This window comes from Puia sp. (assembly GCF_035546395.1).
Classification (GTDB): domain Bacteria; phylum Bacteroidota; class Bacteroidia; order Chitinophagales; family Chitinophagaceae; genus Puia.
This window is the reverse complement of sequence record NZ_DASZXR010000001.1, coordinates 37,478-55,225: the sequence shown is the minus strand read 5'-3', so window position 1 is coordinate 55,225 and position 17,748 is coordinate 37,478. Positions and strand designations below refer to the sequence as shown.

The following is a 17,748-nucleotide window of genomic DNA, read 5'->3' as shown; positions in this document are numbered from 1 at the left end:
CCGGATGCGAGAATCAAACCAATAAGTGCAAAAATCAAACAATTGAATTGCTTTCGCGGTAGGCGCCGGGGGAAAGTCGGGTGTTCTTCTTAAAGAAATTGATGAAGTGGGAGCGTTCTTCAAAGCCGAGGCACCATGCTACTTCGCCGACGTTCCAGCTGGTGTGACGCAGGAGCGATTTTGCCTCCTGCACGAGACGTTCGGCGATCAGCTTCGTCGTGGTCTTGCCCGAAGATTCGCGGAGGGCGCGGTTGAGATGGTTGACGTGGATGGCCATCTGGGAAGCATATTCCGAGGGGGCGCGAAGGGCTATCTGCTGAGAGGGGGATTCGATGGGAAACTGGCGTTCCAGCAATTCCATGAATAGCGAGGAGATGCGGACGGAGGCATTGGAGTTGGCGTAGATAGAGGTGTCGGCCGGCTGCATCTTCAACGCCAGGTGGATCAGCTCGAAGACCAGGGTCCGGAGGACATCATATTTATAGGTGTAGTCGGAGGCGATCTCCGTCAGCATGCGTTCGTAGAGGCCGGCGATGGTAGCGGCCTGCGCCCCGGTCAGCGTGAAAACCGGGGTGGCGCCGGGCTGGAACAGCGGATAGTCGCGGATATGGCCGAACTGCCGGAAGAAGGCCTCGGTAAAGATGCAAAAGTAGCCGGTGGGATTGGGGGACAGCCGTTCCCATCGATAGGGGATCAGCGGGTTAGAGAAGACGAGGGTTGGACCGTTGACCTCGAGTACCTTGTCGGCATACTCGATCCGGTTGTTGCCCATCATCAAAGAGACCTTGTAGAATTCGACGCGCCGGTAGGGCATCGGGCCATGGGGCCTGCTGAGGACTTCCGCGAGCCGGAATACGTTGAAATGGCCCATCTCTTTTTTGAGATTGTCGGGCAGCCAGTGGAGCTTGTCCTTGTAGAATTCTTCGAGGCTTTGCGCGGGTCCCATGGGGCAAAGATACGAAATTCAAATATCTAGTGTTTTTTTGCGGACGGCTTGCCTGCGGACGGTTTTTTGGCGGTCTCGGCGGTGAGCAGCGCCTTTGTGAACTCGCTGGTATAGAAAGCGCCCTGTTTCAACTGCCCCTTGCCGTTGCCTTTTGTCCAGAATTGCAGTGGGATCTGGGTGTTGGGCACCCCGGGATAGTAGCTGACGCTGAAGCGGACCTCCGAGCCACGGCCATACTGATCGCCGCCGACGATACCGATCGGGGCGCCGGCTTCCACGGTCTGCCCGGGTTTTACGAGGGCGCCGTCCTTTTTGAGAATGCCGTATTCGGCAAAGGAGCCGTCGGCATGAAAGATCTCGACGAAGTTCCAGTTGGTGGTCGTGCTTGCGCCGGCGTCATTTTCGGTATTGCTGACATCCACAGCGGAGACGGTGCCGCGACGGGCAGCGTAAATAGTGTCGCCTTGTTTGGCGCGAAGCCGGACCGAATAACCGCTGTCCTGTCCACCGGGCGTGGAACCGGCGGGTTTATTGGGGATGCGGTAGGCCTGGGTCTCGATGGCTGGCCCTGTCGGGAGGAGATAGGTGAAGTTGATGTTGACGACGGGGTTGAGCAATCCTTTGCGGTTGGTGCTTTTGTAGTTGAGCTTGGTGTCCTTTCCCTTTTCGATCGGCGAGAGCGTGATGAGCTTCACCGGGCCGGGCTTTATTTCAGTCTCGTATGGAAGAGAATGGTCGGCGCGGAGATTGTCCAGCGTTGGGAAATCGATCCGCAGGACATAGGTGCAAAAGGCTTTGTTGTTGGCGGTGAATACGTAGCGTCCCTGGGGGTCGACGGTATAGGAGATGTCGATGATCTTTTGGGCATGGAGGCTGACAGAGACGAAGAAGAGCAGGAAGAGTCCGATCGGTTTCATATTGGAAAGGTAAGGAAAATTGTTTTTGGAGATTTGCGGATAATCCTTACATTGTGTCATACTAACATAATGCTTATGCTTGCCGCAAAACTCCTTCCCGCCGCAGCCTTGCTTTCCGCAACGCTGGGTATTCTCTCCTGCAATCCGGGTGGTTCCAAGAGCCCCGCTTACCGCGATCTGAACAAGAATGGAAAGATGGATGTCTATGAGGACAGCAGCCAGTCCGTCGACGCGCGGGTGAATGATCTGTTAAAGCAGATGACGCTGGAAGAGAAGGCGGGCCTGCTGTTTATCAACGGGGCCCGGGTAAACGAGGACGGGTCGATAGACGACAAGCCGGGCAAGGGTATGTTTGCCTTTGCGCCCAATGCGCTGAAGCTGGTGCAGGGGCAGAAGATGAACCATTTCAATCTCTGGGCGGTGCCTGCGCCGGAGATGCTTGCCAAGTGGTACAACGGCATGCAGCATTATATGCAGGATTCCACGCGGCTCGGTATCCCGATGACCGTTGCCTCCGATCCGCGCAATCATTTCGCCAGTAATGTCTTTGCGATGTCGGCTCATTCCTTCTCCCAATGGTGCGAGCCGTTGGGGCTTGGCGCGATCGGGGATTCGGCGTTGACGCGGCGGTTCGCCGATGTCTCGCGGCGCGAGTATCTGGCCGTCGGGATCCGCGAGGCACTGCATCCGCAGATCGATCTTTCGACGGAACCTCGGTGGCCGCGGATCAGCGGGACCTTTGGGGAGGATGCGCAGCTGACGGCGCGGATGGCGAAGGCCTATATCCTGGGCTACCAGGGAGACAAGCTCGACTCCAACAGCGTAGCCTGTATGACCAAACATTTCCCCGGCGGCGGTCCACAAAAAGAAGGGCTCGATCCGCATTTCCCCTTTCAGAAAGGCCAGGTGTATCCGGGTAACAATTTCAAATATCACCTGATCCCCTTCGAAGCCGCCTTTGCCGCGCATACCGCGGCCATCATGCCGTACTACGGTGTGCCGATGGGGCAGACGAGCGAGAATGTCGGCTTCAGCTATAATAAGGACATCATCACCGGGCTGTTGCGCAACACCTATCATTTTGATGGGGTGGTGTGTACGGATTGGGGCCTGGTCACCGACGCCAACATGGGCGCTTTTGTTTGGCCTGCCCGGGCCTGGGGCGTCGAGAACCTGTCACGGGAAGACAGGGTGAAGAAGATAATCGACGCCGGGGTCGATCAATTTGGCGGCGAGAACTGTCCCGAGATCGTCGTGCAGTTGGTAAAGAGCGGCAAGCTGACCGAGGCCCGGATCGATTCCAGCGCGAGAAGACTGTTGCGGCAGAAGTTCGAGCTGGGACTGTTCGATCACCCCTTTGTCGATGAGTCGAAGGTCGGGCAGATCGTGGGGAATGAAAAATCGATGAAGGAGGGTGAGGCCTCGCAGCGCAGGGCCATGACCTTGCTGAAGAACGATAACAAGGTACTACCGCTGGCGCCAGGCAAATTAAAGATCTATGTCCGCAATGTCGATTCGGCCGTCGCCTCGAAGTATGGGACGGTGGTGAGCGACCCCGGGAAGGCGGATATCGCGATACTGAGGCTCAAGACCCCGTATGTGCCGGTGAACTCGCCGATCATGCTGGCAAAGATGTTCCATCACGGGGACCTCGATTTCAAGGGGAAGGAGAAGGACAGTATCCTGCGCCTGCTGAGCACGGCGCCGACGATCGTGGATATCTACCTGGACCGGCCGGCGGTGATCCCGGAGATCAGTGCAAAGGCGAAGGGGCTTTTGGCCGATTTCGGCGCGAGCGATGCGGCGGTGCTGGATGTCATCTTTGGGAAGGATAAGCCGGGGGGACATCTGCCGATCGAGCTGCCTTCGTCGATGGATGCGGTGCGGGCGCAGAAGGAGGATGTGCCGTATGATTCCAAAAATCCCCTGTATAAATTTGGATTTGGCTTAAGTTATTAACCTGCTACTACCCCTGAGCCCTATCGCCGGCCCCTTTTTGGGCCGGCTTTTTCCTGTCCGAATGTGATAGGGCTTATGGATCGACGCCAAAGGCGAAGAAAGTGTAGCTCATCTGGGTGGTGCCGGCGCCGTTCATCATCATCGTGTTTTGAAATCCATATTCGCCCGGTGTCAACTTTGTTGTGGGAATCAGGATATAGACGTCGGCGCCGGACTTCTGGACATTGCAATCGACGACATTCTTGCCGGACGCATTCATGGATGATTCCCGGTTCTTTTTGCCTGCGTCAAAGCGGTAGAGCTTGATCAACGAGGAAGGATCCATCATCCCGCTGAGACGTACCGCAAAGCGGGTATCGGCGCCTGCCTTTATCCGGACGGAGGAGCGGGGTCCCTCGATATTGTAGCTGGGGCCGCTGCCCCCGCCAAAATACCGGAACTTATTCTTTACCTGGCCGTTCGTCTTTTCCAGGGGCTGGAGTGAATCGGCCATGCAGAAGTAGACATTGTTCAAATACTGGGGATTTGGCCCGGTCGTCGCCGAGGTTGTCTGTGACCGAACGGTGAGGAGCGCGGGGATCGAAAGGAGCAGGAGGGCGATGTGCTTCATGATCTTATATTTAAAATCGCCAGCCCGTGAACAGCTGGATGACATTGTTCTTCGGATTGATGCTGATACCGCCCGAGCCGCCGGTGGTGAAAGCATCCTTGTAGAGGCCGTTCAGGCTTAGGTTGTAGCGCGCCCCGATGATAAGGCCGGCCACGGGATGGACCTCGATACCGCCGGTGAAGCCGTAGTCGAAGCGGTTGTAGTAACTCAGCAGGCTCTTGTACTGGGTGCCCAGTCCGAGGCTGTCGGGGATCGCTATCTGGCTGCTGCTGTCCGTTTTCGCATTGAGCAGGTAGGCCGTCCGGAAGCCGAACTGGATCTGAACGTATTTGGTGATATTGATGGCCATCAATTGAGCGAGGGAGATATAGTCGAGCATTAGGGCATTGTTGACCTGGCTGGTGTTGTAGTCATAGCCCTGGCGGGAGAAGGTAAGCTCGGTATAGGAACCGATGATTTTTGCGGGTGGCGACAGGAAGATGCCCGCATGGAAACCGGTGTGTGTGCTGCCGTTGATATCCGAGGCGTGGGTGACGTTGGCAAAGTTGAGGCCACCGCGGAAGCCGATGCCGATGATGTGGTGTTCTTTTTTCGGGGCGGCCGGTCGTTGGGTGCTGTCATTTTGGGCGAGGCCGAGAACAGGCAGCAGGAGCAAGATGAGGAGAGAGGTTGGGGTTGCTTTCGGGCGCATGGGTTCTTATTTGTTCCGAAGCTACGCTGGCTGCGCGCATGCGTCAATAGAACGAAAGTTAGGCTCAGGCGTGTGGGGATTTTAGCGGAAGGCTTTGTTGATCGCTTCGGTGCGATTCTGGACGTGCAGTTTTTCGTAGATGCGATGGATATGTTGGCGAACCGTACTGGTGGAGATGGCGAGCTGGTCGGCGATCTCCTTGTAGAGGAGGCCGCGGGACAGCAGCTGAAGGATCTCGTTTTCGCGGGAGGAGAGGGTCTCGGCGACGGGCGCTGATGATTTTGAGGATTCATGCTGGAAGTTTCGGACCAGCTTGCGGGCGATGTTGGAGCTCATTGGCGAGCCGCCTTCGTACAATTCTTTCAGCGCCTCGATGATGTTGACCAGCCCCGTGTTTTTGAGCAGGTAGCCCGAGGCTCCGGCTTTGAGGGCTTCGAAGACCTTCTCGTCGTTCTCATAGACGGTAAACATCATGAACTGGGTACGGCCGGCCTTTGGAGCGGTTTGCCGGATGCATTCGATGCCGTTGACGCCGGGGAGGTTGATATCCATGATAACAATGTCGGCCTGCAGGCGGGGGATGGCTTCCATGGCCTCTTCCGCTGTCTTGAAGGTGTCGAGGACAACGAATTCGGGGTTCAGGGCGAGAAAGTTCTTTAACCCTTCACGCACCTCGTCGAGATCTTCCACTATGATGAGACTGATAGACATTGGGATTTTTGAAGCTACTGGTAAATGGATAACCCGGCAATAGTATAAAAGTTATAGCGGCTGGTTTCCGGCCTTCAGTCAACGGGCTTTCAGGCCGTTATAGCGGCACGGACAGGCGGATGGTGGTGCCCGGTCCGGTGTAAATATACAGGGTTCCGCCCAGGTCACCGATACGCCTTTGCATGTTATTGAGGCCGTTGGCAAAGGGACGGATGCTTTCCCGGTCGAAACCGATCCCGTCGTCTTCGATGGCGACGGTGAGGGACCGTCCCGGCTGGACGATCATCCGGATCACCACCCGTTCGGCCTGGGAATGCTTGACGATATTGTGCAGGGCTTCTTTGATGGTCAGGTAGACATTGCGCCGGAACTCGCCGCTGACGAAACAGGAGGGCATCTCTGCGGGAGATTCCACCTGGCAGCGGATACCCGCCTGCAGCAGGTATTCGGCCGCATAGCTGCGGGTGTAGGACAGCAGATCGCTGAGGGAATCATTCCGTTCGTTCAGGGCCCAGACGATCTCGCCCATCTTGTCGATCATCTCATGGGAATAGCGCCTGATCCCCGTGATCTCTTCTTCGATGGGAAGCTGCTGCTGCTTTTTTATCCCGATGGTCTCGCTCAGGAATTTGATCCTCGAGAGACCGGCGCCCAGCTCGTCGTGCATGTCGGTTGCAATGCGCGTCCTTTCCTTCTCTATGGCCTGCTGGCTTTCCAGCTCGAGCCGCTGGCGGAGCAGGCGGCGGCGGATATAAGTGCGGATGATCCAAATCGTTAGGAAGAGGAGAACGAGGGCCGCGCCGATGCGAAATTCCGCTGTCTGCCACCAGGGCGGGCGGATCACAAATACGTAACTGGAACCGGCGTCGGGGTAGTCGCCGGCCAGGAACCGGACCTTCACCCGCAACGTGTACTTTCCCGGCGGTAAATTAACGAAGTGGATCGCCGATTCGGGCGTCAACGGGCTCCACTGGCGGTTGCTGCTGCCTTCCAGCAGATAGGAGTACCGGGTTTGCGCCTCATCGATATAGCTGGTCACGCCGATGTGAAAGGAGATGGTGCTATGATCATAGGGCAGCGTCAGGGTCTTTCGGCTGGTGTCCGGGGAGAGCGTATTGTCTACCAGCACCTGCGAGAAAAGGACATGGGGTTGATAGTCGGGACCTTTTGCGGGGAAAGGCCCGGCCTTCATATAGCCCTGCATCACGAGGGCCCAATGCGTTCGCCGGCGGGTCGAAAAGACACGATAGACGCCCTGATAATTATCATGACTGTAGGTGAGATCGTCGATGGCAAACCGGGAGTCGTCGTACCGGATGCGGTCCAGACCGGCGGGGGTACAGGCCAAGACCGTATTGTCGGGGTCACAATGAAGATAGTTGATGAAATTCTCCGAGAGGCCGTTGCCGGTGGTGAGATGCTGGATGGATCGTAAGCGGAGCCCGTCGAAGAAGAGGCAATACAGGCCATGGTCCCTTGTTCCAATATAGACATGACCGGCGGTATCGACGGTGATGGACCTTGCGCTGCCTCCGGGTACGTTGTGGAAGCTGGCCAGGGTTTGAAGGCTCGTCCCGTCCGGCGTGATGCCGAACACGAGCAGCTTATCATCCCGGGTGACGGTCCAGATGCGTCCCTTTGGATCGACCGCCGCCTCATCGCAGAGGTAGGGCAGGGGAACCTGCAGGAGCCGGCGAAGCGGGGCCGTCTGGCCTGCCGGGATGACGGTGAGTTTCCTGCCGACGAAGATCCAATCGCCTTTTGGGTCGAAGCACCCGCTGCCGTATTCAAATGAGCTGTCATGTCCGACCGGGGTCACGCGATAGCGGTGACCCGGGAGGAACTGCATTGCATAAAGATCGGCGCCCGCCACGAACCAGGCGTTTTTTCCGATGTACGGGCGGCCATTGGTCGGCATCGGGCCGACCGGCAGGAAGAGCTGCTGGGCGCTGTCCCTTTCCTGCAGCAGCAGGAGCGCCCGGCGGTTGGCATCATAGAACCACACCGAGTCGGTGCCCGGCGCGACCCAGAGGTCGCTGACGGTGAATCCCGGTCGGGGGGTGGAATACCAGGCGACCGGTCGCTCCGGCCATTTGACGATCCCGTTGCGGTCGTTGGCGAACCAGAAATTGCCCTCTCCGTCCTGCAGGATTCCCACCGTAACGCCGGGCGGGAGACCATTGGCGGTGGTGAGATCTTGTGGAATCCCAGTGGCGGCGTCGATGCGGAGGAGCCGTTGATCGGTGGAGAGCCACAGGTCATGGCGGCGATCGGTATAAAGGTATTGGGAGAAAAGCGGGCCGGCCGCCTGCCAAGGGGCAGGCATCGGTCGCTGGCGGATCGAGTCCATCTGCAGAGCGACGGGGTCGAGCCAGCGAACTCCTTTTGCCGTAGCGATAAAGATGCTGTCTCCAGCGGTCTTGAGCAGATATAAATACTCGGGTCCTTTGGCCGTGGCGGTGAGCTTTTGGGATATCAGGTCATAGAGCAGGAGAGAACCGGGGCCGGGAAAAGCGCCCATGAATTGATCGGTGAGGAGCAGCAGGCGATGGTTTGTTTCAACCGCCTGCACGATCGCGCCATCCTCGGTTCGGCCCTGGTCGTCGGTCAGTGGAACGCGAATGAAGCGGTTTTGCCGATAGCGAAACAGCCCTCCGTCGGAAATGGCGTAGATGAAGCCGTCGCTGCAACGGATGAGCTGGTTGATCACCGGGTAGAAGCCGTCGGCGGTGTGTACGTCCCTGATGACGCCGTGGACGAGGCAATGCAGGGCCGGCCCATTCGGAACGATCCAGAGGGAGTCGTCGCCCATCTCCATGATATCGTTCACCAGGCTTGCGGCCAGCCCGTTGTCGGTGGTGTAGTTGATGAACCTGCTGCCGTCATAGACGCTCAGCCCACCGAAGGTGGCGATGTACAGGCGGCCGCGGCTGTCCTGGTAGAGCCTACGGGTGCGGTTGTTCACGAGGCCATTCTTCGGGGTGTAGCGTGCAAAGAGATACTGCTGTGCATAGGAACTATGAACAAGGAGGACCAGCCATAGTAAGGTCAGCGGGCTGCGCATGCGGGGTTTGCTTGCTGAATGAAGTTAGGAAAAATTAGTAGTATTGATGTATGAGAATGATCTTACTATTGATTGCGTGTTTTTGCGGGACGCTGCCCGATCGGGTGAATCTGCTGCCGGCTTCGGCCTTGCATCCATTTGGCCGGTATATCCTAACGCCGGCCGGCGAGATCGAATTGATCGGGAGTGCGGTCCATTTTGGATTTCAGTTCTCGGGCGCCGGCTGTGCGGTCTACCTGCATCTTGCCGATACGGCCGGCCACCAATATGTCCAATACGAGCTGGATGGCGTCTACCAGGGACGGGTGCGGTTTCAGGGTACGGCGCCGCTGCTGATACGGGCAGGGGACAGGGGCGTTCACACCGTATGGATCTACAAGGCGACGGAGGCTACGAGCGGCCCCATCTTTGTTGAAAAGATAGCAGGGCAGGGGCTGTCGGCATTGCAGCGGCCAGCGGCCCCGGTAATCGAATTCATCGGGAACAGCATCACCTGCGGAGCCGATGCGGATACGTCGGCGACCCCTTGTGGAGCAGGTCAATATTCCGATTATCATAACGCTTATTATGCTTACGGTCCGCGGGTGGCCCGGGCTTTAAAGGTCAACTATTTTCTGAGCAGCGTGAGCGGCATCGGCATCTATCGCACCTGGAACCGGGATGCGCCGTCGATGCCGGCGGTATATGAGCACGCGGATCTGAGCGATACGGGCCGGAGGCCGTGGGATTTTGCGCGATATCGCCCGGCCGTGGTCAGCATCGCGCTGGGGACGAACGACCTCAGCAAGGGAGATGGGAAGGTGGCGCGGGCGCCTTTTGACAGTGCGCGATTCGTGGGTGCGTATGTGAAGTTTGTCCGGCTGGTGAAGACGAAGTATCCAACGGCGCGGATCGCGTTGCTGAGCAGCCCGATGGTGGGGGGAGCGGACCGGGAGTTATTGCAGCGTTGTCTGACGGCCGTGAAGACGGCCATCGATCCGCTTTATCCGGCGGCGCAGCCGGTGGCGCTGTTCTTTTTCGAGCCGATGACGCCGGGGGGATGTTCTTATCATCCGAGTGTGAAGGATCATGCGTTGCTGGCGGCGCAGCTGGAGCCGTTCTTCCGGCGTTTGTTGGTGGAATGAGGGCTGCAAAAAGAGAAGGCATTCTTATTTGGTATCGAAGTTTCGGAGGCGGGTGAATTTATATCCGCCGCCGTCGCCTTTTGTCACCTGGTACATCAGGGTGCGGGTTCCGCCGGTAGGCTTATCATCCGCGTCGCCGGGGTTGTAGATCGGGAATCGCTGCAGAAGGCTGCCTTCGAGCAGTGTGAACGTGTCATGACCCTTGTATCCCTTGTTCACCTTGGGGTCATAGGAGACGTCGGGGAGGTAACAGGGGACGAGCGACTTATTCGCCTCGGAGAGGAGGCAATAGACGGTGCCGTGGACGGCGTTGGAGTCGGAGTAGATGACCATCAGGAGGTCGGGATAGCTGTCACTGTTGAGATCGTCCACCTGGGTGGCATAGAGCCGGCCTTTGAGGGGGAAATCCAACGGGCGGACATCGGTCTCCATGCCGATGGGCCGGATCGAAATAGGGTTCTCGGTGAGGCTATGGTTCCGGCAGGTGACACGGTAGCCGACCTTGCCTATTTTCATCGTGGTATCGATCTTATTAAAGCTCAGCGTCTGGGCCCCGGCGTTGAGAGAGAACAGGCCGGCGAGCATCCAAAGAAGGTACTGGTATTTTGGCTTCATTTGCTAAAGATAGCCTATATTCATTACATGAAATACAACCTACTGCTGCTGTTGCTTGCTATCGCTCTTTTCGACTCCTGCAAACCCCAGCCCGAGGGCCTTCGGATGAATGGCACCTGGCGGCTGGTTTCGGGGACAACGATCACCAAAGGCGTATCCACGGTGACTGACTACACGAAGGATACCAGGTTCATCAAGATCATCAACGACACCCACTTCGCCTTTTTAAAGCACGACCTCAACCCGGCGAAGGACTCTTCCAATCATTTCGACGCAGGCGGGGGCAGCTACACGCTCAATGGCAATCAATATACGGAGCATCTCGACTATTACAGCGATCACAACTGGGAGGGGAAGCCGTTTACCTTTACGGTCACCATCAGCAACGATACCCTTACGCAGCGGGGGATGGAGAAGGTGGAGAACGAGAATATCGATCGGGAAATAATCGAACGGTATGTACGGGAGGGGAAATAAAATCCTTGTTGCGGGCCTGATCCTTCTTTGCGCGTTCCGGTTCCCGCAGCAGCAGGCAGGTGGAGGTTTAGATATTGTCCGGGTAGAAGGCGGGCTGATCTCCGGCTCGGTGAATTCCACCGGGAACATCCATGTTTTTAAAGGCATCCCGTTTGCCGCGCCGCCGGTAGGCGGCCTGCGGTGGAAGGCGCCGCAGCCTGTCCGGTCCTGGACGGGTGTCAAATCTTGCGTGGCCTTCGGGCCGAGCCCGATGCAGGCTTCCCCTGCGCCCTTTAGTATGTGGTCGGAGGAGTTCCTGATCCCGAAAGAGCCGATCAGCGAGGATTGTCTTTATCTGAATGTATGGACGGGCGCTGAGGGTCCGGCGGAGAAGCGCCCGGTGCTGGTATGGATCTACGGGGGCGGGTTTGTCAGCGGTGGCAGTGCCGTGCCTATCTATGACGGAGAGGCCATGGCGAAGAAAGGTATCGTATTTGTGAGCATCAACTACCGGGTTGGGATATTCGGCTTCTTTGCGCATCCCGGGCTGACGAAGGAGTCGGGGCGCCGGGCTTCGGGGAACTATGGACTGATGGACCAGGTCGCCGCCCTGAAATGGGTACAGAAGAATATCGCGGCCTTTGGCGGCGATGCCGGCAATGTGACTATTGCCGGTCAGTCGGCGGGTTCGATGAGTGTCAACGCGCTTGTCGCTTCTCCGCTTGCCAGGGGATTGTTCAAACGGGCGATCGGGGAAAGCGGCGCCAGCTTCACCGGGGGGAATGCGTCATTGGCGAATGCCGAGGGGGAGGGAATGAAAGTGATGGCGTCGTTGAAGGCTGCCTCGCTGAGCGATCTCCGCGCCCTTTCAGCGGACCAACTTTTAAAAAGTTCGTCTGAGCTCAGGGGACCAATTATCGACGGCTATGTGCTTCCGGATGCCATTGACCATATTTTCAAGTCCGGGAAGGAGAACCGGGTGGACCTGCTGACGGGCTGGAACCAGGACGAGGGGCTTGTATTCGGACCGATGAAGAATGCGGAGGAGTTCCGGAAGGATGCTCATCGGCAATACGGTGCGGATGCGGACGCTTTTTTGAAATACTATCCGGCGGCCACCGAGGCCGAGGCCACTGCCTCGCAGCTGGATCTTTCCCGGGACATGATCTTTGGTGTGCAGAACTATGAATGGGCGAATATCCAATCGGGGCAGGGGTCGCGGGTGTATGTTTATAGATTTGCCCGAAAGCCGCCGGCGACCGGCGAATACGTGAAATATGGCGCATTCCATACGGCGGAGGTGCCGTATGCCTACGATAATTTATCCTTTGTCAACCGGCCCTGGGAACAGGTGGACCGGGCCCTGGCTGCGGAGATGTCCGCCTACTGGGCGAATTTTGCGGCTACGGGCGATCCGAACGGGACGGGGCTGCCGGCCTGGGATCGATATACGATGACCGATAAACGGATCATGGTGCTTGACAAGGTGTCGGCGAGCCGGTCGTTGCCGGATGCGGATGCGTTGGATCTGCTTTACAAACTACTTTTACCGGGTGCAGGTGCGCAGGCGTCGCAACAATACGAGCTAAAGGACGGCAAGTACCGGCTGACCATGGAGGGCGCAGCTCATTTTGCCGATCTGCCGCTGCGGTGCATGCAGCGGGAGTTCCCTTATAAGACGGGAGTGGCCTTTCCAGACAGTACGCTGGCGGTAAAGCCGAGGGAATATCATCCGGCTTTTTATGGCTGCTTTGACTGGCATTCCAGCGTTCACGGCCATTGGATGCTGGTCCGGCTGCTGAAGTTATTTCCGGGCATGCCGCGGGCGGCCGAGATACGGCAACGGCTGACCGAGAATCTCTCGGCGGAACATATCGCCGGGGAGATGAAGATCTTCGCCATGAAGGACAACCTTAGCTTTGAGCGGACCTATGGCTGGGCCTGGCTCCTGCAATTGGAGAACGAGCTGCTGCGATGGGACGACCCGCTGGGGCGGGAGCTCGCGGCCAATGTGGCGCCGCTTGCCCATCAGCTGTCGGGAATGTTCGTCAGCTATCTGCCGAAGATGAACTACCCGGTGCGGGTCGGCGAGCATACCAATCTGGCCTTTGCGCTGCGGCTCGCCTGGGACTACGCGTCATTTGTGCACGATGCAGCCTTGATCCGGGTGATCCGCGAGACCGCTATGCGGATGTATTCGAAGGATATGAACTATCCGCTTTCCTGGGAGCCGGGCGGCAACGATTTCCTGAGCCCGGGCCTGGAGGAGGCTGACCTGATGTGGCGGCTGATGCCGGATACGGCGTACCAGCGATGGGTGCGGCGGTTCCTTCCTGTGCTGGCCGATCCACATTTCAACCTGGAGCCGGGCCGGGTTACCGACCGGAGCGACGGGAAGCTGGTGCATCTCGACGGCCTCAATCTGAGCCGGGCCTGGGACCTGTATGGTATCGCCCGGCATTTACCGGCCAACCGGGCCCATTTATATGCGTTGGCCAACCAACATCTTACCGAGGCCCTGCCGCATGTCGCCAGCGGCGACTATATGGGCGAACACTGGCTGGCATCGTTCGCAGTCTATACCATGACGGAGCAATAATTGTCGGAGCGGATGCTGGTGTTGCCTGTTTGTTTTGGGGGTTCGCTTGCCGCTTACTGCTGCCCGTTGCCGCCGACGCGGCTCTGTTCGTCATTGGCGCCGCCATTGCGTCGTTGCGGTTGGCCGCCTGCCGTTTTGCCGAAGCGATAGACGAAGGTCATGACGATCCTGCGGTTGTCCCAGATTCCGTGCGAGTTGGTGTAACCCTTGTTGAGGTGGGTGTGACTGGAAAAGCTCATCAGGTATAAAGGGTCGCGGAAATTGAGCTTGACGGAACCCTTGCCCTTGAGCACCTGTTTGGATCCCCCGACGGAGAACATTCCCCGTCCATCGGCAAGGAGCACACCGCTGACATAATTCTTCGCATTATAGAACCCGCTGAGCTCCGCTGCCCAACCTTTCCCGAACGCATACTGCGAGTTGAAGCTGGCGTTGCAGGAAGTATAGCTCACATCGATATTCGTGCTGTCGACGACGCCTTTGTAGCGGTTGTTATAAGCGTTGAAGAAGACGTTTAGGTTCCAGCCTTTCAGCAACTGTTTGCTATAGCTGACGGACAACCCGATGTTCTGCTGGGAGGCGATATTCTGGCTGGTGTTGTAAGTAGTGTAATTGGAGTCGCCCGGGGCCTTGAAGGAGATCACCGCGTCGCTGATGATATCCGTAGTCATGGTATAATTGGCCGAGATATTCAGCGCTCCCTTGTAATTGTAGCTGAGCTCGACATTGTTGCTGAACTGCGGCTGGAGATTCGGATTGCCTTGTTCGTAAGTGTAACGGTCGAGTTGAAACCGGTAGGGATTCAGGCTTTGGTAGGAGGGCCTTTCGATCCTTCGGCCGAAGGAGACGCCAAAAGTGTTGTCCTCATTCGTCTTATAGGTAAGATATGCGGTGGGGAAAAGCTGGATGTAGTGTTTTTTAAAGCTGACGCTCTTTACGGTCTGGTCGCCCTGGGTATTGGTCTGTTCGGCCCGGATACCCAGTTGCAGGGAGAGTTTGTCGATCTTCTGCTGCCAGTTGACATAGGCCGCGTTGATATTTTCTTTGTAGATAAAATGATTGCTGATCGCGGTGTCCGCCACCCAGGCCTTTGCAGTATTGTCGTAGAGGGAATATATGGCGTTGTTGTCCGTGCGTACATCGCTGGTCTTGATACCCGCCTCCAGGGTGGTCCTGTCGCTGAGGACTTTTTTGTAGTCGGATTTGAAGCTGTAGATATCTATTCGCGAGGGAAGCAGGCCATCGAGCAGGTAGGGAGCGTCGGAGGGGATGTTATCGGCATTGTACAAATAGTTGTTGCTGGTGATCGTGCCCTTTGTATCGAAGAAGATATAGTCCGCGTCGGCGGTCCACTCGCTGCCTTTTCCGTCCAGCTTACGGGTGTAGTTGCCGTTGAAGCCGAGATGCGTCTGGGGCGTCTTGTTGAGCGACTGCGCCGAATTGTACTGGACGAAGTTGTGCAGGCTGTCGAAGAAATCGGTCGTCGTCAGGGAGGTATACCATTGCTTGTCGATCGTTCCGTTGACGGCGATGCCGAAGGTGGTCTTCTTGTCGGCGAAGTAGTCGACGCCGGCGCGGAAGTTCTGACCCCGGTCATCATATCGGCCATACGAATGCTGTACCGAATAGCGGTCGAAGGGGGTATTTGCGTTTTGTCGCAGGCTGCTGTTGCCGCTGTTGTCGCCGAAGCCTTCCCACCACGCGTAGCCATAATTTCCGAAGACGTTGAACTTGCCCTGGCGCCAGTTGAAATTGATGCTGTTCGGGGTTTTGAAATACCGGGCGATAATGGCGCTGAGCGTGATGGAACCGTTGAATCCGTTGTTCCTGTTCTTTTTGGTGACGAGGTTGATCACGCCCGAGTTACCGGCGGCGTCGTATTTGGCCGGCGGCTGGCTCATGATCTCGATCTGGTCGAGCTGGCTCGCGGACATGTTCTTGAGATAGTTGGCGAGGTCGGTGGGACTCAGGTAGGTGGGCTTACCGTCTATGAAGACCTTCACGCCCTGTTTGCCTTTCAGACTGATGTTGCCGTCGTTGTCGACCATCACGCCGGGGGATTTTTCCAGCACCTCGAGGGCGGTGAGTCCACCATTGGTGGGCGATGCATCGACGTTGACGACCGTCTTATCGATCTTATTTTCTATCGGTGGCCGCCGGCCTACCACTGTGACCTGGCCGAGTGTGACTCGTTTAACGGTGTCGAGGGGTTTGGCGGTCGTGTCTTTGACACTGCTTTTGGCTGGGGTATGGACATTTCCTTTGACGGAGCCCTGGACACTACCTTTGACGGAACCCTGGCCGAAGGCGGTCGTGACGAATAATAGGACAGTTAGCAGGATGGTCAGGGACTTCATGCCGCAATTTTTTTAGAATATCCCATATTGAAAAGCAAAAAGAGGATAGATGGGATAAATCAAGGACGAAACGTTTCGTGGAATGTTGCATGAAGAAGCCCCCGATTTTTCGGGGGCTTTGATGGGTTTGGGATCAGGCTTTGAGGTTGGCTTCGGCCCCGAAGGCCTGGTCGATCACGATCTTCCAGGTTCCGTCGGGTTGCTGTTTCATCACTTCGATGCCCTTGGCGCTGATGTTTACTTCATCGCCGTCGGTGATGCTCCATTCGGAGCGGCCGAGGGCGATATTGCCGGTTTGCAGACAGTAGACCGTCTTGATCTCCATTTTGCCTTTGATGGACAATATCGCGCGGATCGATTCTTCGAATTGTATCCTTCCGGTAGCGGTTTTTCCCGGTTGAGGCACGATAATCCCGGTTTCATCGTACATGCTTAGGACAGTGGCGACATCGCCGGTGTTGAAGGCGGCTGCAAGCGTTGCGTGGGCGTCTTCGGCCCGCTTTGGTAAATTCATGGTTTTTGTTTTTTGTGTTTTTTATTTACGCGAGGATGGGAGAAAGGTCTTTTTTCGTGTAGACTTCTTTGGCCACTGCGGCGGCCTGCTCATAGACCTTGCTGAACAGGAAGGGGCCCATGCTGATCCGCCGGACGCCCAGTTCCTGTAAGGTCGGGACATCGGGCAGACCGGGGATGGCCATGACGTTGACCGGTAGGGTTGTCGCATTGACCACCTGCCGGATATCGGTTGGATCCGTTATGCAGGGAACGAAGATGCCGTCGGCGCCGGCCGAAGCATAGATGCCGATGCGGCTCAGCGTTTCGGGCAGCGCGGTGGGGATATCCAGCAGGAAGGCGTCCGTGCGGATATTGAGGAATAGTTTTCTGTTGGTTTGACTGAGATGATTGGCGACTGCTTCGATCGTCTTTGCAAATTCCTTTGCCGTTAGGAAGGTGCGGCTTGCGCCGGCGATGGTGTCTTCCAGGTTGATGCCGGCGGCGCCGACGTCATGGACCTGGTCGACGTTTTTTAAAATACCGTCGATGCTCCGGCTGAAGCCGCCTTCCATATCGACCGTGAAGGGGACGCGAACGTTCCCGGTGGCCCGTTGCGTCATCCGAACCAGGAGATCGAAGGGGAGGTTCTCCCCGTCTTCATAACCGAGAGCGGTGGAAAGGGCGTGACTGGAGAAGCCGATGGCGGGAAAGCCGGCAGCTTCCAGGATTTTTGCGCTTTGAACATCCCAGCAGTTGGCCAGCAGGAGAGGAGCGGGGCCATGGTGGAGGCGGGTGAAAGTTTCGTAGTAGCTCATTGTCTTTTTTTGACAAAGCTACCGTCGGCGAGTGACCGAAAATTGTATAAAAAGGAACTATTGCCGGAGCAACTGGTTGACGGGGGAGATGTTCTTCAGATAGGCGGAGGGGGTGAGCCCGGTGAAGGATTTGAATTCCTTTATGAAGTGGGATTGATCGAAATAGCCGCTTTCGTAGGCGATGGAGGTGAGCGGCTGATCTTTGCGGGCGATGAGCCGGAGGCTGAACTGGAAGCGGCGGATCTTGTTGAAGGATATTGGGGTGAGGCCGGTATGCTGATAGATGAGCTTGTTGAGATAGCGGGAGGTGATGCCGTGGCGGGTGGCGATGGCGTTGATCCGCGTTTCGGCGGCATCGCCGGAGGGGAGCGCCATGGTCTTTAGGATAT

At 57.1% G+C, this 17,748-nt stretch carries 15 protein-coding genes; 4 read left to right on the top strand and 11 right to left on the bottom strand.

The features are described from left to right. Window positions 1-34: 34 nt before the first annotated feature. Window positions 35-946 (bottom strand): helix-turn-helix transcriptional regulator, encoded by a 912-nt coding sequence (locus VHE34_RS00265; RefSeq protein ID WP_325583351.1) that lies wholly within the window; start codon window positions 944-946, stop codon window positions 35-37. 26 nt (window positions 947-972) lie between these two features. Further along, window positions 973-1,863 (bottom strand): M23 family metallopeptidase, encoded by an 891-nt coding sequence (locus VHE34_RS00260; protein WP_325583349.1) that lies wholly within the window; start codon window positions 1,861-1,863, stop codon window positions 973-975. A gap of 75 nt (window positions 1,864-1,938) precedes the next feature. On the opposite strand from VHE34_RS00260, the gene VHE34_RS00255 reads away from it, so the two are divergent. After that, a complete protein-coding gene (locus VHE34_RS00255) occupies window positions 1,939-3,822 on the top strand; it encodes a glycoside hydrolase family 3 protein (protein ID WP_325583347.1) in 1,884 nt (627 codons plus the stop codon). Between the two features lie 73 nt (window positions 3,823-3,895). Here the strand turns inward: VHE34_RS00255 and VHE34_RS00250 are convergent, their stop codons facing one another. The 4 genes from VHE34_RS00250 to VHE34_RS00235 all read right to left on the bottom strand — a co-directional run bounded on the left by VHE34_RS00250 (window position 3,896) and on the right by VHE34_RS00235 (window position 8,898). Further along, on the bottom strand, window positions 3,896-4,432 hold the full coding sequence (locus VHE34_RS00250; RefSeq protein WP_325583345.1) for a hypothetical protein: 537 nt from the start codon (window positions 4,430-4,432) through the stop codon (window positions 3,896-3,898). A gap of 10 nt (window positions 4,433-4,442) precedes the next feature. Beyond that, window positions 4,443-5,123, bottom strand: coding sequence for a porin family protein (locus VHE34_RS00245; protein WP_325583343.1), 681 nt, complete (start codon window positions 5,121-5,123; stop codon window positions 4,443-4,445). An 81-nt stretch (window positions 5,124-5,204) separates the two neighbouring features. Next, window positions 5,205-5,834, bottom strand: a complete 630-nt coding sequence (locus VHE34_RS00240) for a response regulator transcription factor (protein ID WP_325583341.1) — start codon at window positions 5,832-5,834, stop codon at window positions 5,205-5,207. A gap of 97 nt (window positions 5,835-5,931) precedes the next feature. Then, entirely contained in the window at window positions 5,932-8,898 is a 2,967-nt protein-coding gene (locus VHE34_RS00235; RefSeq protein WP_325583339.1) for a sensor histidine kinase, read from the bottom strand. A gap of 50 nt (window positions 8,899-8,948) precedes the next feature. On the opposite strand from VHE34_RS00235, the gene VHE34_RS00230 reads away from it, so the two are divergent. Continuing rightward, window positions 8,949-10,022 carry an SGNH/GDSL hydrolase family protein gene (locus VHE34_RS00230; RefSeq protein ID WP_325583337.1) on the top strand — a complete coding sequence of 358 codons (1,074 nt, stop codon included), beginning with the start codon at window positions 8,949-8,951 and terminating at the stop codon, window positions 10,020-10,022. Between the two features lie 24 nt (window positions 10,023-10,046). Here the strand turns inward: VHE34_RS00230 and VHE34_RS00225 are convergent, their stop codons facing one another. Beyond that, complete coding sequence (locus tag VHE34_RS00225) at window positions 10,047-10,637, bottom strand: hypothetical protein (protein ID WP_325583336.1); 591 nt, start codon at window positions 10,635-10,637, stop codon at window positions 10,047-10,049. A 27-nt stretch (window positions 10,638-10,664) separates the two neighbouring features. Here VHE34_RS00225 and VHE34_RS00220 point away from each other — a divergent pair, with 27 nt between their 5' ends. Both VHE34_RS00220 and VHE34_RS00215 read left to right on the top strand, forming a co-directional pair. Continuing rightward, window positions 10,665-11,114 (top strand): hypothetical protein, encoded by a 450-nt coding sequence (locus tag VHE34_RS00220; protein ID WP_325583334.1) that lies wholly within the window; start codon window positions 10,665-10,667, stop codon window positions 11,112-11,114. Further along, complete coding sequence (locus VHE34_RS00215; protein ID WP_325583331.1) at window positions 11,095-13,692, top strand: DUF2891 family protein; 2,598 nt, start codon at window positions 11,095-11,097, stop codon at window positions 13,690-13,692. The genes VHE34_RS00220 and VHE34_RS00215 overlap by 20 nt, the downstream gene beginning before the upstream one ends. A gap of 53 nt (window positions 13,693-13,745) precedes the next feature. Here VHE34_RS00215 and VHE34_RS00210 read toward each other — a convergent pair whose 3' ends face one another. The 4 genes from VHE34_RS00210 to VHE34_RS00195 all read right to left on the bottom strand — a co-directional run bounded on the left by VHE34_RS00210 (window position 13,746) and on the right by VHE34_RS00195 (window position 17,734). Further along, a complete protein-coding gene (locus VHE34_RS00210) occupies window positions 13,746-16,049 on the bottom strand; it encodes a TonB-dependent receptor domain-containing protein (RefSeq protein ID WP_325583329.1) in 2,304 nt (767 codons plus the stop codon). Between the two features lie 133 nt (window positions 16,050-16,182). Beyond that, the gene (locus VHE34_RS00205) at window positions 16,183-16,563 is read right to left on the bottom strand and encodes a YybH family protein (protein ID WP_325583327.1); all 381 of its coding nucleotides are present in this window, start codon (window positions 16,561-16,563) and stop codon (window positions 16,183-16,185) included. 25 nt (window positions 16,564-16,588) lie between these two features. Continuing rightward, window positions 16,589-17,359, bottom strand: coding sequence for an isocitrate lyase/phosphoenolpyruvate mutase family protein (locus VHE34_RS00200; RefSeq protein WP_325583325.1), 771 nt, complete (start codon window positions 17,357-17,359; stop codon window positions 16,589-16,591). 57 nt (window positions 17,360-17,416) lie between these two features. After that, window positions 17,417-17,734, bottom strand: a complete 318-nt coding sequence (locus VHE34_RS00195; protein WP_325583323.1) for a helix-turn-helix domain-containing protein — start codon at window positions 17,732-17,734, stop codon at window positions 17,417-17,419. Between the last annotated feature and the right edge of the window lie 14 nt (window positions 17,735-17,748).